This is a genomic window from Streptococcus pluranimalium (genome assembly GCF_047785745.1).
In the GTDB taxonomy this organism is placed as follows: Bacteria; Bacillota; Bacilli; order Lactobacillales; family Streptococcaceae; genus Streptococcus; species Streptococcus pluranimalium_B.
This window is the reverse complement of record NZ_JBLOJT010000005.1, coordinates 36,079-50,883: the sequence shown is the minus strand read 5'-3', so window position 1 is coordinate 50,883 and position 14,805 is coordinate 36,079. Positions and strand designations below refer to the sequence as shown.

Here is a 14,805-nt window from a genome sequence, read left to right as displayed (position 1 = left end):
ACTGCCGTACCACCTAGATCAAAACTAATAATCGCCATAAATATCATCCCCCAAACTATCAAAGAAGTGAAATCAATGGGATGATTTCACTTCTTTACATTAGTTATCATTTTTCTTCTTCATTGAATAAACACCTAACATAACTAGAGAAAAACCTGTTATTAGATTGTAGTACTTATTTCCAAAAGTTGGGCTTATCGCAATAACGAAGAAGCCCAAAGCTATTAAGAAAGAAACATTACCTTTTTTCATTCTTACTTACCAGGTTTAACTTTATTAGCTGAAATAACAAATGGCGTCCAGATTAAGAAAGCAACAAACAAGTTAAAAATGGAAACAAGTCCTGCCATGAAACTACCACCTGTGGCTAGATAAGCATAAAGACCTGGAGGTGTAATCCATGGAACAGCTAAAAATACTGGTGGAATCAATCCTGTAGCGGTAGCAATATAGCCAATTGCAGCACATACTGGAGGAACAATTAACCAAGGAATAACAAAAGTAGGATTTAAGACAATTGGCATCCCAAAGATAACAGGTTCATTGATATTAAAGACTCCCATTGGAGCTGATAGTTTTGCAATTGTCTTGTGCTCTTCACGTTTTGAGAAAATGAAAATCGCAATTAATAAAGCAAGTGTCACACCTGAACCACCCATTTGGGCATAGGCATCAAATGATCCACGTGTCCAATCCCAAGGTAATTCAGAGACTTTCTTAGTAGCTTCATAAACTGCTGTATTTTCATTAAGTGCTACACCGTAGATACCGTCCATTACTGGAGCTAGTACATTATGTCCATGTAAACCAAAGAACCAGAATAGTTGTACCAAGAAAGTTAAGAAAATAACTGATCCGATACCTTGTGAAAGTCCCATCAATGGTTTTTGAATATAAGTTGAAACCAAATCACCTAATGCTAATCCTGTAGCTGTGAAGGCCACATAAGCAACGATAGCCGAAACATAGATTGCTGCTGTACCAGGAATAATCGCTGCAAAGGCTTTATTAACAGCTGGTGGAACTGTTTCTGGTAATTTAATCGTAATATTGCGCTTAGTTAATGCAGCATAAACAAAAGTAGATAGGAAGCCGATGACTAAGGCTGTGAATAACCCAGTAGCCCCTGCATAACTTAAGGCAATTGCTCCCCACTGACTCGCCTCGATACTTGAAGCACCACCAGCTGTTACAACATTCAACCCAATCTCTTTCAAAATGGCAATCTTATCTGAACTGACATTTTCTAAAGCTGTGGAAACAGTGATACTCTGTGGAATAGTGGCAATAAAGGACGCAAAAGAAATTAAACCACCTGCTAATGGATTTACTTTGTGCATCACAGAAAGATTATAACCAAATGTGAAGGCAAAGAATAGTGCCATAACACTAATCGTACCAAAATAAACATAACCATTAATATCAATGATAGGTTGCATGGCTTCCGCAAAACCATTCCAACCCATGTTGGTTGGAATATCTCTCAAGAAAACATTTAATAAAACTGCAACTGAACCAGCCATTGTAATTGGCATCATTGCAATGAAGGAATCACGAATCGCAACAAGATGACGTTGCGATCCAATTTTTCCCGAAATTTCCATGAATTTATCAGAAAAATTAGACATATGCTCACTCCTAAAATTTTATTTACAAATATTAATTATTTTGATGTTTCTCAATCAAATCTTTATACCAATAATAACTATCCTTCGGTGTCCTTGCTAGTGTCCCTTCTTCAACTTCATATTTATCCACATAGACAAAACCATATCTTTTTTGATAGCCATTCAACCAAGATAACAAGTCTGTAAAGGACCAAGTACAATAACCAAATACTCTTGCACCATTTGAAATAGCCTCATTAACAGCAGAGATATGTGAACTTAGATAATCTATCCTGTAATCGTCATGAATATGACCATCGTCTGCAACTTTATCATATTCACCAAGACCATTTTCAGTGATTAATATCGGTATGTCATAGCGACTAGTAATACGATGAATGGTAATTTCCAATCCTTTTGGATCAATTTCCCAATCCCAATTTGTCCGCTCTACAAAATCATTTTGAATCCGTTTAAACAGTCCAGGAATTCCTGATTCACCAGAACTTCCCTTTTCACCTGTTGTATTCATCTCACCTTGCCCAACACCATCAATTGGATTAAAAGCCATAGTATTAGATTGGTAATAATTGATCCCTAAAAAATCTGGTTTTGCCGATGCTATCAAGGCCATATCTCCATCTTGAATATCTAAGTCAATGCCTGATTTCTGAAGATAATCCAAAGCAAATTTTGGATAGCTCCCTTTCAAATAAACATCCATCCAAAAATGAGCTTGTAAATCTTCTGCTTTTTCAGCTGCGAGAACATTGATAGGATCAGAATCCTTTGAATAAACTGGAGAATAGGCAAAACTTGGACCTATATTTCCATCCGGAACCATTTGATGGAACGTATTGATAACTGTAGCATTCGCTAAATTAGCAATGTGATTCACCTTATACATCCGATTATCATCTTTAACTCCTGGTGGATGAACTGCCAATTGGTATCCTAAACTAACGAAGATATTTTGCTCATTTAAACTGATCCAGTATTTGACACGATCTCCAAATCGTTCAAACAATACGGTAGCATATTCATTAAAATCTCTTATAATTTGACGAGATTCCCATCCACCATATTCATCCATTAGACACTGAGGCAAATCCCAATGATACAATGTAATCAATGGCTCTATATTATGTTTGAGCAGTTCATCTATTAAGTTGCTATAGAACGCTATACCAGCTTCGTTAACTTCTCCTCTCCCATTTGGTAGGATTCTTGTCCAGGCAATTGAAAATCTATAGGCTTTTAATCCCATTTCAGCCATTAATGCTACATCTTCCTTATAACGGTTATAATGTTCTACAGCGATATCACCTGTCGTTCCTTTAAAGGTTGTTCCAGGTAATTTCACATAGTTGTCCCAAACTGAAGGAGACTTACCATCAGCATTCCAAGCTCCCTCTACTTGATAGGCTGCTGACGCAGATCCCCAAAGAAAGTCCTTAGGAATGTGTTTCAAATTATGAGTCATTTTATGACCTCCTCATCACTTTATAAAACTATTTTTAGCTTGATTAGCGAGCGCGTTTAACTGAGCATCAATTTGTCGCTCAATGCTTTTTTTAAATAATTTATTTAGTAAAAAGTTGTTAGCTTTCTGAAAAAAATCTGCCTCTGAAACTTTCTGTTGATAAGTGATAGTGGACTCATCCTTAGAAAGGCTACTAAAACAATAAGATACTTTTTGTTTACCCCTATTTGAACTAAATACAACCTCATACAGTCTTGGTTTTTCAAATGCAGTAAGAAGAACTTTCACTTGATTTTGCTGATTTCTTCCAAATGATTTCAAATAAGTTAATCCTGGTTGGATCATATCATCAAAAAGTGGTTGAGAGGTATTTTGTTCATAATCATTTTTTAAAGATGCTGTCACCACATCAAATAACTTATTAACAGATACCTGAACTTTTTTCTCTACCTTCATAACACTAACTCAATTCGTTTATTTTTTCATACACATCAATCACTTCCTTTGCCATATCTATAAAAGCAATTGCTGTCATGAGATGATCTTGACCATGAACCATTAGAAGTGATAATTCAACTGAATTGCCTGATGCTTCTTGGGTTAATAATTCTGTTTGTGAGTTGTGTGCTACATTCAAAGAATTGTAAGCGTCTTTAATTAATGTTTTAGCTTCTTCAACATTGCCATTTTTTGCTTCACGTATAGCTTCAACAGCCTTCCCCTTTGCCTCTCCACCATACATAATCAAGCCCATAATCGCTTCCAAATTGGTTAGTTTTGACATCACTACTCTCCTATCATTACAATAGCAGTCTCTAATACATTTGCGCCATTCATTGTGCCATAATCAACCATGTTAATAGCATCCACTTTAATATCAGGCTCAAATTTCTCCTTAAATTCTTTCAGTAAAAATTTAACTTGAGGACCTAGCAATAGGACATCAATATCTTTTGAAGCTACTTCAGAATCAGCTTCTGAAACAGGCACAGCCCAGATAGTCGACTCAAAACCTTTCTCTTCTGCTGCTTTTTGCATTTTGGTTACTAACATACTGGTTGACATTCCTGCATTACAAACTAACATAATATTTTTCATCTTAAATTCCTCCTAATGTTCCCTTATTAATGGGATAAATATTTTTTTTACTTTATTAATAGTTGGTTCTTTTAGTAACTGATTTTGTAAGTCATCATTTTCGACAAAACTCACCAAACTTGGTGACATATATTTTAAGTAAGGGTTGTTCCCTTTAGATGGCGATAATAGGAAGACAAAATGAACTTTTTGTTCTTCGTACCAACTGATGGGTTCCTTAAAAACACCTACAACAATTTGTTCTGTATAGGACAGTGACAGGCTTGGATGAGGAACTGCCACTGCATCTCCAAAAACAACTGAACCGTAACTCTCTCTCAATTCAACTTGCTTGATGAATTGCTGACGAAATTGTGAATCCTTAGCTTCATCTAAACAGTTCACCATCATAGCTAAAGCTTCATCTTTTGATATATTTTCTTCAAAATAGATAAACTTTTTATCCAAAAACATCTCTTCAATAATTTGTGTCGCTTTTTCAATTCCTAAAAGAGAAGTCTCTTTCCGATTTCCAAGATGGCTAATGGACTGATTTGAAAGGTAGTTTCTTACATTTGCAATATCTTCTTGATTTAGAAAAACGCTTACATTTATAACCGGCGTTAAAAACATTAGATGGGACAAACTAATTGAGGAGATAATAACATCAATTGATTGAAGTCTCTTTTCTGAAAGTTCATAGTAACTAATCGTATCTACAATCTGTAAGCTACCACCAAATTCTTTTTCTAAACGATTTCTTAACATCAAGGCACTGCCATAACCAGTTGCACAAACGACTAAAACTTTAAGCTTATTTTTATTAGTATATCTTTCAATAGCAGCCATTAAATGTAAGGTAACATATGCCCATTCATCATCTGTCACTTCGTAAGACTTAAGTTCTTTCATATCTTGAAACGTATTTTTCGTTAACTCAAAAATATCAAAATAGTCTTCTGTTACTTTTTGAGTTAAAGGGTTTGTCATTTGAATATTGCTTTCTAATCGCTGCAACAATGGCCTCATATGAGCCAGCAAACCATTGATCAAATCATTATCTAGATAAAAGGGAATTCCTGATACTGAACTAGCTTCGTGTAACTTTTCTTTGAGATGGTATTCTATTAGATTATTAGATATGCCTATAGAGTTCCGATGAGAGGATTTCTTTACCGTAAGATGAAGGGCAATGTAATTAGCTTCTTCTTTAGGAAAGATTACCTTATAAGCCGTCTCCACTTGATTTAAAATTTTTAAAGCGACATCGTATTCTTCAGACATTTCGACATCTGAAGAAATATCAAAAACAGCTAACTGATATCCCAATCTAATCCGCTGGATCATTAGAGCAATATGCAGTACCAGATTTTGAATGACAAAGTCCGATAACTTTAGCTTAGCATCGCGACACTCATCAAGAACAAAAATAGTCAACTCAGCGAAGTCAATATCTGTAATAAAATGATTTTCAACGATTGAATACATTGACTCTTCGATATCATGACCGAAAAAATAATCCATAATAAAGTGACGAATCTCAGTCTCATTACCCACAATTGAAATCACTTTTTTGTCTATTTTTAATGATATATTATAAGGTCGTAAATCCTCTCTGATTGATGAAAAAACACCATTTAGCGTTGTTCTACTAATAAAGAGTTCCTTTGCCAAATCATCAACTGATTGTTTGGCATCCTCAAAAACTAATCTATTTAATATATAATGCTTACGATCTGTAATCTCTTCAATCTGAAGAGCATCTTTTAAATTCCTTTTTGCTAGGAGTTCCTCCTGCCAAAAAGAATCAAACACTAATGAACTTTCAATTACTAAACGATAACCATATCCTCTTTTAGATTGTATCGTAGCACCATGATTCTCAATAAGTTCTGATAGATTTTTCAAATATTTACGTGTTGTTCGGTCACTCAACGATAACTGATTACCAATGTCTTCACTCGTTATATAAGTTCCCTGCCTTCTTAAAATTTCCATAACAGAAATTTCTATTTTTGATAGCATTCATTCTCCCTTTTAGATGATAAGATCTTACAAACTTATTATAACAATTTAGTAAGAATTAAAAATGCTTTCTTTTTCCTTTGTACAAATGAAAATTATTGTCTCCTTGTGACCTTTAACCGGAAATCTTCCCAAGGTTTTAAATAATCCAAAAGATTTAGAGAGTCAGCACTAATAGCTCCCACAATATTGGCCTTATCACTCACAGAAAAATCTTTTAACGCAATCTGTAATTCCCCTTTATAACGTGAATACCGATCATTATCAATAATAATACTTCCACGCGTCACAACCTTCGATTGATTATCTCGGGGAGCAATACTATCTTTTGTATACATAGTTCGAGGAATAGTTGATCTCAAAACATAAGATGAGACATCTCCTCGATAATGATGCTTAAATGCCACAATTTGACGCTCTATTTCCGTAATGTCGCCTATAACTTCCACTTCAAAACTCTTACATTCAGAATCTAGAGAACTTCTACATTCTTTCAATTCTTCTTCAGAAATAAACTGATTGGAAATCAAAATATTGTCAATAGTCCCTGCAGCTTTTAATAATTGCACTTGTTGATAGATAGAAAGATGACGATATTCTTCAATCGTCGGTAATCCTTCAGACACTGGCCATGGCCCTTCTTCAGCCGTTTGACTACTGATAAAAGCTGCTGTTTCTATTCCCTTTTCATGATAAAACTGTGACATGCCATTAAAATGTTCAATAGAAATACCAGTAAATTCATGGGGATAAAAATTATGACAACCAATAATATTATCAAGATTAGCATCACTAGCCAACAGTTCCGTAAGTAATTTTTTATCTGTACTCATATTAAGCTCAATCTTTAAGTCATAGTCATTCTTAGTTAGAGCGACTATTTCTTCAAGCGGTAAAGCCTCATCAAGTCGTATACCAGCAAGGCCATATTCATTTGCCTTTTCAACTAGTTGGCCGTTCCAATCATTCTGCTCAATAAACATCGGACTAATATCTGCGATAACTCTTATCTTTAATTGATTGGCATAGTCAATAATTTCCTTATATTTCTCAAAAGTTTCAACATCGTCTGTTTCAATTTGTAAAAGACTCATAAAAATGCGTTCAGCACCATATTTTTTTAATAATGCCATATATTCTTTGACTTTTGATACATCATGGTGTTCTGGATATATTGAAAAACCAAATGCTACCAATTTACTTCACCCCTTTTGTAAAACCGTTATTTTGAGCTAGCTCTTTAAACCAATAACCCGATTTTTTAATAGTACGTTCCTGCGTTTCGACATCTAATGCTACCAATCCATAACGATTTTTATAAGCATTCAACCAAGACCAGCAATCAATAAAGGTCCAAAGCATATACCCCTTACAATTTGCACCTACTTCAAGTGCTTTGTGTAGCTCAATCAAATGATTTTGAATAAATTCTATACGATAGTCATCCTGAATAATACCATTTTCAATGAATTTTTCTTCACCTTCAACACCCATACCATTTTCAGTTACCAGCCATTCAATATTCCCATAATGTTCTTTTATCAACATGGCAATATCATAGATTCCCTGCTCATAAATTTCCCAGCCTCTATGTGGGTTAATCTTTTTTCCTGGCATATCATAAGCTTCAAAATAAGTATCAAAATCAAATGATTCTTTATCAGACCTTAATGGCTTCGGTGCTTGAACACGCATGGGCTGATAATAATTGACACCAAGAAAATCAATTGTGTTATTAGCAATAATCTCTAATTCCTCATCTAATACTTCTGGCATTAGCTGATATTTCTTTATAATGTCAATCAATTCTTCTGGATATTTTCCTAAAACCGATGGATCTAAAAAACTTTTCATCTGAAAAAGTTCAGCAATACGAGCTGCTTTTAAGTCTTCTTCAGAATGGCTTCTAGGGTAAGCAGGAGTTAGATTTAACACGATACTTATTTTATGATTTTTATTTAATTCATGACAAGCTTTGACGGCCAAACTACTAGCAAGTTGCGTATGATAGGCAACTGCTACTGCTGCTTTGGGATCTACTTTGCAAGGGTAATGGAGATCATTCATATAGCCACATTCTACTGGAACTATTGGTTCGTTGAATGTAATCCAAGTATCAACCAAATCTCCGAACAGTTCAAAACAAGTTTTTGCATAATGCTCATAGGCGAAAACAATCTCTTTATTTTCCCAACCACCTTTTTCTTGTAAAGCGTAGGGTAAATCGAAATGATATAAGTTAACAATAGGTTTTACACCGATAGCCTTAATTCTTTTAAAGACATCCCGATAAAATGCAACCGCTTTAGGATTAATGTCTCCAACTCCTTTTGGAAACAACCGTGACCACTGTATTGAAGGCCTAAAAACATTCTGACCAGTTTCTTTCAAAAGTTCTATATCTTCTTTATAATTTTGATAAAAACTTGAAGTCCTCTCTGGACCAATCCTATCATGAAATTTTTCAGGAGCTATACTATACCAATAATCCCAGTTATTCAGCCCTTTTCCATCACCAGAAATGGTTCCTTCACTTTGAGGTCCTGAGGTCGAAGTCCCCCATAAGAAGCCTTCTGGAAATTGATAACATGTTTCAGACTTAGACATCCCCATCCTCCTTTATCTTTTCGATGGCATCTGCAAATTGCGGTAAATAGTTTTCATGTGCTATTAATAATTCATTTAATAGATTTTTGGTCTCATGACCATGCGGTATTAGTGGATTAATCATGAAAGCTTGTAAGGCTACTTGATAATCGCCTGTCATAGCTGCTTCTACGGTCACTAGCTCCATTTCTTTCATCAATTGAAGATACCCTTTTAATATTGTGGGTACCTCTGGTGTTGACAAGGGAATTGCTCCTTGGGAGGTAATTAGCGATGATACTTCAACGACACAATTCTCTGGTAAGAATGGGATAACACCTCTATTTAACGTAGAAACTGTTAATTCTTCATGACTATCGTTGATGATAGCAACAATAATTTGACAAGCAATATCGCTATAATAAGCACCTCCACGTTGTTCTAACTGTTTAGGCTTATCTTTAAGGGTAGGATCTTGATAAAGTTGAAAAAGTTCCCCTTCAACTTTCTTAACAACAGCTGCACGAACATGACCTTTTTGGTACTCCTTAATAGCATCTTCAAGCATCTCATCTTGAATAAAATAATACCGATGATAATCGCATGGAAGCATGCGAATAGACCTTAAAAATTCCATTGGAAAATCTAAATCAGTGATGTTTTTAACCACTTCTCTATGATCTTCTTGCAGTTCTCCATAAAATCGCTCAATTAATTCATCTGTTCGATTATTCCCATCCTTATCCCAAACTTCATGAAAGTGAAAATGGTTCAAACCGACATGTCTCAACGTAATTTCTTCATCTCTCAAATTAAGTTTTTCAGCTGCAGCCTTATGTTGTCCAATTGGGATATTGCACAGCCCAATTGTTTTTGACCATCCTAAATGATTAATTAACGCTTCTGTAACCATACCAGCTGGATTAGTAAAATTAATCAACCAAGCATTAGGACAAAGCTTTCGCATATCTTCGATAATAGGCTTATAGGCTTCTATAGTTCGAAAAGCTTTAAAAATGCCTCCTGCACCGTTAGTCTCTTGTCCAAGAATACCATGTGATAAAGGAATTGACTCGTCCAAATAGCGAGCATCCAATCCTCCAACCCGAAACTGTGAGGTAACAAAATCAGCATCTTTCAATGCCTCTTTTCGATCTAGAGTAGCTCTAACATCCCAGTCTAACCCAGCTTTTTTTACCATTCTTCTAGCTAATCCAACAACAATTTCTAATTTTTCTTTTCCTTCCGGAACATCTACAAACCACCATTCGGTAATGTTAATATCTTTCTGTCGAAGAATCATACCTTCCACTAATTCTGGTGTATAACTTGAACCTCCACCAATAGTAACTATCTTTATACTCATATCTTCCTCTCGATATGTATACGCTTTCTTTTTAGTATATCGAAAATAAAGCAGAAAAAAAAGAGAAGGGAAAAAGGAATTTTTCCTTATCACTAAGGAAAATAAAAACCACTCTAGAATCCTTAAAAAGATTCCAAAGTGGTTTTGTTAAGTATCATTCTTGTATGAGCAGCTTCACCTCTTCTGCACCAAGATCATCTCCTGCTTCCACAAAAAGAGCTAGTGCCGTTGTCAAATGAATTTTGGCTAAATCTTGGGTTTCCATTGCGAGATAAGTCTCACCTAATCCTCTATAAGCACAAGCTTGGGCAATCAAATCATCTGTCTTTTGAGCTTGCTCTAAGCTCATCTTTAAGTAACCAATAGCATCATCATATCGCTTAAGTTTAAACCTTAGAAAACCTTGTTCATAGTTGTTAACAGATAGTTTTAGTTGGTCTTCTGAGAAATAAGCAACAATAATGGCATGCTCAGCTTCAATTTTTGCTAAGGCTAATTAATATTGCCCAAATTCCCGATAAACCATAGCTAGTTGATGTAAGCCAATATGCTCATTTTCCAAATCCTTCTGACTTTTAGCCAAAGTAATGTATCTCTGACAGATGGCTAAGGATTCCTTTGGATTTTCAGCCAAATTGAGATAAAGCATGAGATTTAAGAGTGAAAAATCACTACAAGTCTCCAACTGAAAATCATCCGATACTAAATCCCAAGCGACCTGTAAGTTATCTTTTAGAAAATACTCCCAGGCTTTATCAATGTTATCAGTCATAAAATTATACTCATTTGAAAATCAAAATCTGATATTGTCAAGTTTACCTTGATTAACTTTAGTTCTAGCTACGACGCTTTTTCTAGTCAGATTTTGATTTTCTTCGAGTATTACCTCTTCTTAGAAAAGGAAAATAAAGGCGACATTACCTCTGATTCATACTTTTCATAACACGTTTGATGTCACGATCTTGCTCACGGCGCTTGATGCTTTCGCGCTTGTCGTAGTCGTGTTTTCCTTTAGCGAGACCAATGAGGACTTTAGCAAAGCCATTTTTGAGGTAAACCTTGAGAGGAACCAAGGTCATCCCGCTTCCTTTTAACTCATTTGCAAGACGGTCGATTTCGCGTTTTTTTAGCAAGAGTTTTCGGGTGCGTTCTGGGTCTTGGTTCCAGATATTTCCCTGTTCAAAAGGAGCAATATGGACATTTACCAGCCAGGCTTCACCATTTTTGATTTGGGCAAAGCCATCTTTGAGTTGAATTCTAGCTGCACGAACGGACTTGATCTCTGTTCCTGTCAAAACAATACCTGCTTCGACCGTATCAACGATGGTGTAATCGTGTCTCGCCTTCTTATTTTGTGCTAAGACATTGGAGTCTGTACCTTTTGGCATGGAATCCTCCTATTTACGTTTTTTAGATCCTTGCGACTTTTTAGCCGCTTTCTTATAAAAAGGTTGCTTGTCTTTTTTCCCTTTGTTAGATTGACTGCGCTTGTTACCAGATTTGGATTTATCACCACGGTAAGAACCTTTACCTGACTTATCATCTGATTTACCACGTTCCTTATCTGAGCGGCGACCTCTTCCTCGCTCTTTTCGGTCTGATTTAGCAACCTTTTCAATCACATCATAATCACTTGGCAAGTATTCAAAATCAATATCGCCTGTTTCCTTATCCGCACGCGTCAATTTGATACGGATGGGTTGACCAACCTTAAAGACTTTACCTGATTTTTCCCCTTGAAGAGACATGGTTCGCTCGTTGTAGTTATAGAACTCAGGTAGAGTCGTCACATGTATCAACCCTTCAATGGTATTTGGCAACTCTACAAAGAGGCCGAATTTGACCACAGAAGCTACCACACCATCGAACTCTTCGCCCACATGCTCTTCCATATACTCAGCCTTCTTCATGGCTTCTACCACGCGCTCGGCATCAATGGCGCGACGTTCCAATTGTGAGGATGAGGAGGCCAATTCTGGAACCACAGTTGCGAAATGGTCTTGCTTTTCAGCTGTGGCACCCTTAGAGTACTCACGAATCATGCGATGTACCAAGAGGTCAGGGTAACGGCGGATAGGGCTGGTAAAGTGTGTGTAATACTCAGCAGCCAAACCGTAATGACCGTGATTATGCTCTGAATAGCGTGCCTGCTGCATAGAACGCAACAACATCATGCTAAGGACTTCTGAACCAGGTTGCCCTTCTATCTTAGCCATAAAATCCTGTAAGGCAGATTGGGTAATTTTTGACGCTGTCCCTTGGATTTTTACTCCAAAAACACTAGCATAATCAATAAATTTCTGTAATTTTTCAACCTTAGGCTCTTCGTGAATACGATAGATAAATGGCAGGTCATTTTTTGAAAAATGTTCCGCAACACATTCATTAGCCGCTAGCATAAAGGACTCAATCATACGCTCTGCAACCCCGCGCTCACGCACAACAATATCTACAGGCATTCCTTTATCATTGACAATGATTTTAGCTTCTGACGTGTCAAAATTAAGCGCTCCACGACGAGTACGCATGTCCTCTAAAATTTTGTGAAGAGCTGCCATATCCTGTACTGAATCCACAATAGCCTCGTACTGGTACAGAAGCTCCTGATTGCCCTCAAGCATCTCGTTGACATCACTATATGTCATACGGTAGGTTGTGTTGATGACTGATTGACAGATTTGGTAATCAACCACTTTGCCTTTGGGGTTAATTTCCATAATCGCAGACTGGGTCAAACGGTCAACATTTGGGTTCAAGGAACAGATACCATTAGACAGACGCTCTGGCAACATTGGCACCACACGGTCAGTGACATAAACTGAAGTACCACGCGCAACAGCTTCGCGGTTAAGAGCAGATCCTTCTGTCACATAGTAAGAAACATCTGCGATGTGTACACCAAGCTCAAAGTTACCATTGTCCAAACGTTTGATATGAACCGCATCATCCAAGTCCTTAGCATCAGCTCCGTCAATCGTAAAAGTGATTTCCTTACGAAGGTCCACACGCCCCATCAAGTCCTTAGCAGTTGGCGCTTCTGGCACTGCATTAGCTTCTGCCAGAACATCTTCTGGAAATTCTGAGACGATATCCATAGATTCCAAGACCTCAAGAACATCAATCCCAACATCACCCTGATGACCAACAATATCACGGACATGACCAACAAAATAATCATGTCCTCGAACGGGATACTTATCAATATCGACCTTGATGATTTCAGTACCATCCAGGACAACTGGTTCTTTTTTGACATAGATTTTTTGTTGAATTTTTTGGTTTTTGGATTTGATATAACCAGCGTATTTTGGCTTTTCATCATCCAAAATAAATTTACCAACAACTGTTTTTAAAGCGTGATCAACAATCCTAACCACACGCGCTTCTGCCGCTGTTCCTTTGAGACGATCAGCTGGTTTTTTGATGACCACTTCAACTGTGTCACCATCAATAGCATGGCCGACATCATTACGACCAATAAACATGTCCTCTTCATTGTCATCGACAAAAAGAAAGCCAAAACCTGCCTTGTTAGCACGAAAAATCCCCTGGATAGTGATTTGCTCTTTCTTTTCTTGTGGTTTACGCAGCGACAACATACCGTCATCATTAAAACGTAACTCTCGCTTACTTTCCATCTTGGAAATTTCTTTAATCAAGAGAGGGAATTTTTTAGCACCAGCCATATCCAAGCTAGCTGCCAAGTCATTAATATTTGACTTCCCATGCTCCTTTAAATAATTTAAAATCTGTTCTTTCATAGTTTCCTTGTTCAACTTTACATGTTCCTCTAGGAACGATTTAAAAAGGACCTGACATCTTGCCACGGTCCACTATTGTCTTAACGACTTGATAATACTACCAGTAAAAATGCAATTAATAGCCAAAAGAAGACGAGAATCCCTGTAAAACGTTGCATAAAAGCTTCAAAACCACGCGCTTTAGAACGTTCAAAAAGGGCTTCAGACCCACCACTATCAAATACATTGCTGCCTGGATTTTTTTGTGGTTGCATAAAAATGGCAATCACTAATACAACCGAAATCACCAAGAGTGCTGTTAATAGCAAATTATACATCTGTTTCCTCCAATACCGTCCCTAAAATAGTACCATATATTCCCTTAAGATTCAAGGTGTAAGGTTACTTTACGTTCCTTAGGACAATATTTAGGAACCTGAATTTTGTCTGGGTGAGTAACCTTATTTTTACTGGTCAAATAATTCTTGCTTCCGCATTCACTGCATTTTAAATTAATCTTAACGCGCACTTAAATTTCCTTTGTTGTCAGATATTTTCTGAAGTTAATAAGACTCCAAATAAAATTGAAAAAGACAATAGCACTGGTTACATAAAAAACCGAACAGTAACCCATACCAGCTGTCACTGTAGAACCAACGAATGGATCGATAACCTGGCCAAAATTAGTAAACATCTGATTATAGGCAAAGATTCGAGAAATCCCTTCCTTAGGCGTCAAACGAGTCAATAAAGCATTAACACTAGGCATAAGAGCACCTGTCCCAAAGCCAAAGAGAAAGCGCCAAATACCAAGTTCTAAACTGGTTTCAGACCTAGCTAGAAAGAGATAGATAATGGAACAATAGAGCAATCCCATCAAAATCAGGCGGTGATTCCTAATCCTATCACCGAGAGATGACA

The 14,805-nt window shown here is 36.6% G+C and carries 15 protein-coding genes and 1 pseudogene; all 16 read right to left on the bottom strand.

The window, feature by feature from the left end:
• Positions 1–254: 254 nt before the first annotated feature.
• On the bottom strand, positions 255–1,628 hold the full coding sequence (locus ACMZ6U_RS01850) for a PTS sugar transporter subunit IIC (protein ID WP_416105957.1): 1,374 nt from the start codon (positions 1,626–1,628) through the stop codon (positions 255–257).
• 31 nt (positions 1,629–1,659) lie between these two features.
• Positions 1,660–3,090, bottom strand: coding sequence for a glycoside hydrolase family 1 protein (locus tag ACMZ6U_RS01845; protein ID WP_416105956.1), 1,431 nt, complete (start codon positions 3,088–3,090; stop codon positions 1,660–1,662).
• 15 nt (positions 3,091–3,105) lie between these two features.
• Entirely contained in the window at positions 3,106–3,546 is a 441-nt protein-coding gene (locus tag ACMZ6U_RS01840) for a DUF3284 domain-containing protein (protein ID WP_416105955.1), read from the bottom strand.
• 4 nt (positions 3,547–3,550) lie between these two features.
• Positions 3,551–3,874 (bottom strand): PTS lactose/cellobiose transporter subunit IIA, encoded by a 324-nt coding sequence (locus tag ACMZ6U_RS01835; RefSeq protein WP_416105954.1) that lies wholly within the window; start codon positions 3,872–3,874, stop codon positions 3,551–3,553.
• Positions 3,875–3,876: 2 nt separating this feature from the next.
• Positions 3,877–4,188, bottom strand: coding sequence for a PTS sugar transporter subunit IIB (locus tag ACMZ6U_RS01830; protein WP_416105953.1), 312 nt, complete (start codon positions 4,186–4,188; stop codon positions 3,877–3,879).
• Between the two features lie 12 nt (positions 4,189–4,200).
• A complete protein-coding gene (locus ACMZ6U_RS01825) occupies positions 4,201–6,192 on the bottom strand; it encodes a BglG family transcription antiterminator (RefSeq protein WP_416105952.1) in 1,992 nt (663 codons plus the stop codon).
• A 95-nt stretch (positions 6,193–6,287) separates the two neighbouring features.
• Positions 6,288–7,388 (bottom strand): DUF871 domain-containing protein, encoded by a 1,101-nt coding sequence (locus ACMZ6U_RS01820; RefSeq protein WP_416105951.1) that lies wholly within the window; start codon positions 7,386–7,388, stop codon positions 6,288–6,290.
• Between the two features lies 1 nt (position 7,389).
• Positions 7,390–8,799 (bottom strand): glycoside hydrolase family 1 protein, encoded by a 1,410-nt coding sequence (locus tag ACMZ6U_RS01815; RefSeq protein WP_416105950.1) that lies wholly within the window; start codon positions 8,797–8,799, stop codon positions 7,390–7,392.
• Entirely contained in the window at positions 8,792–10,144 is a 1,353-nt protein-coding gene (locus tag ACMZ6U_RS01810) for a 6-phospho-beta-glucosidase (protein WP_416105949.1), read from the bottom strand. The genes ACMZ6U_RS01815 and ACMZ6U_RS01810 overlap by 8 nt, the downstream gene beginning before the upstream one ends.
• Positions 10,145–10,298: 154 nt before the next feature.
• Positions 10,299–10,604 carry a tetratricopeptide repeat protein gene (locus ACMZ6U_RS01805; RefSeq protein WP_416105959.1) on the bottom strand — a complete coding sequence of 102 codons (306 nt, stop codon included), beginning with the start codon at positions 10,602–10,604 and terminating at the stop codon, positions 10,299–10,301.
• Positions 10,605–10,640: 36 nt separating this feature from the next.
• The gene (locus tag ACMZ6U_RS01800; protein ID WP_416105948.1) at positions 10,641–10,916 is read right to left on the bottom strand and encodes a hypothetical protein; all 276 of its coding nucleotides are present in this window, start codon (positions 10,914–10,916) and stop codon (positions 10,641–10,643) included.
• A 145-nt stretch (positions 10,917–11,061) separates the two neighbouring features.
• Positions 11,062–11,532, bottom strand: a complete 471-nt coding sequence (gene smpB, locus ACMZ6U_RS01795) for an SsrA-binding protein SmpB (RefSeq protein WP_104967442.1) — start codon at positions 11,530–11,532, stop codon at positions 11,062–11,064.
• A 9-nt stretch (positions 11,533–11,541) separates the two neighbouring features.
• The gene (rnr, locus tag ACMZ6U_RS01790) at positions 11,542–13,905 is read right to left on the bottom strand and encodes a ribonuclease R (RefSeq protein WP_416105947.1); all 2,364 of its coding nucleotides are present in this window, start codon (positions 13,903–13,905) and stop codon (positions 11,542–11,544) included.
• An 80-nt stretch (positions 13,906–13,985) separates the two neighbouring features.
• A complete protein-coding gene (gene secG / locus ACMZ6U_RS01785) occupies positions 13,986–14,222 on the bottom strand; it encodes a preprotein translocase subunit SecG (protein WP_104967440.1) in 237 nt (78 codons plus the stop codon).
• A gap of 44 nt (positions 14,223–14,266) precedes the next feature.
• Positions 14,267–14,413, bottom strand: coding sequence for a 50S ribosomal protein L33 (rpmG, locus tag ACMZ6U_RS01780; protein WP_104967439.1), 147 nt, complete (start codon positions 14,411–14,413; stop codon positions 14,267–14,269).
• Positions 14,414–14,797 (bottom strand): annotated as a pseudogene (locus ACMZ6U_RS01775) (MFS transporter); the annotation flags it as partial.
• Positions 14,798–14,805 lie beyond the last annotated feature (8 nt).

Excerpts from the sequence above, each read along its gene's own strand:
- ACMZ6U_RS01850 (WP_416105957.1), bottom strand. The coding sequence starts at position 1,628 with ATGTCTAATTTTTCTGATAAATTCATGGAAATTTCGGGAAAAATTGGA.
- ACMZ6U_RS01845 (WP_416105956.1), bottom strand. The coding sequence starts at position 3,090 with ATGACTCATAATTTGAAACACATTCCTAAGGACTTTCTTTGGGGATCT.
- ACMZ6U_RS01840 (WP_416105955.1), bottom strand. The coding sequence starts at position 3,546 with ATGAAGGTAGAGAAAAAAGTTCAGGTATCTGTTAATAAGTTATTTGAT.
- ACMZ6U_RS01835 (WP_416105954.1), bottom strand. The coding sequence starts at position 3,874 with ATGTCAAAACTAACCAATTTGGAAGCGATTATGGGCTTGATTATGTAT.
- ACMZ6U_RS01830 (WP_416105953.1), bottom strand. The coding sequence starts at position 4,188 with ATGAAAAATATTATGTTAGTTTGTAATGCAGGAATGTCAACCAGTATG.
- ACMZ6U_RS01825 (WP_416105952.1), bottom strand. The coding sequence starts at position 6,192 with ATGCTATCAAAAATAGAAATTTCTGTTATGGAAATTTTAAGAAGGCAG.
- ACMZ6U_RS01815 (WP_416105950.1), bottom strand. The coding sequence starts at position 8,799 with ATGTCTAAGTCTGAAACATGTTATCAATTTCCAGAAGGCTTCTTATGG.
- ACMZ6U_RS01810 (WP_416105949.1), bottom strand. The coding sequence starts at position 10,144 with ATGAGTATAAAGATAGTTACTATTGGTGGAGGTTCAAGTTATACACCA.
- ACMZ6U_RS01800 (WP_416105948.1), bottom strand. The coding sequence starts at position 10,916 with ATGACTGATAACATTGATAAAGCCTGGGAGTATTTTCTAAAAGATAAC.
- smpB (WP_104967442.1), bottom strand. The coding sequence starts at position 11,532 with ATGCCAAAAGGTACAGACTCCAATGTCTTAGCACAAAATAAGAAGGCG.
- rnr (WP_416105947.1), bottom strand. The coding sequence starts at position 13,905 with ATGAAAGAACAGATTTTAAATTATTTAAAGGAGCATGGGAAGTCAAAT.
- secG (WP_104967440.1), bottom strand. The coding sequence starts at position 14,222 with ATGTATAATTTGCTATTAACAGCACTCTTGGTGATTTCGGTTGTATTA.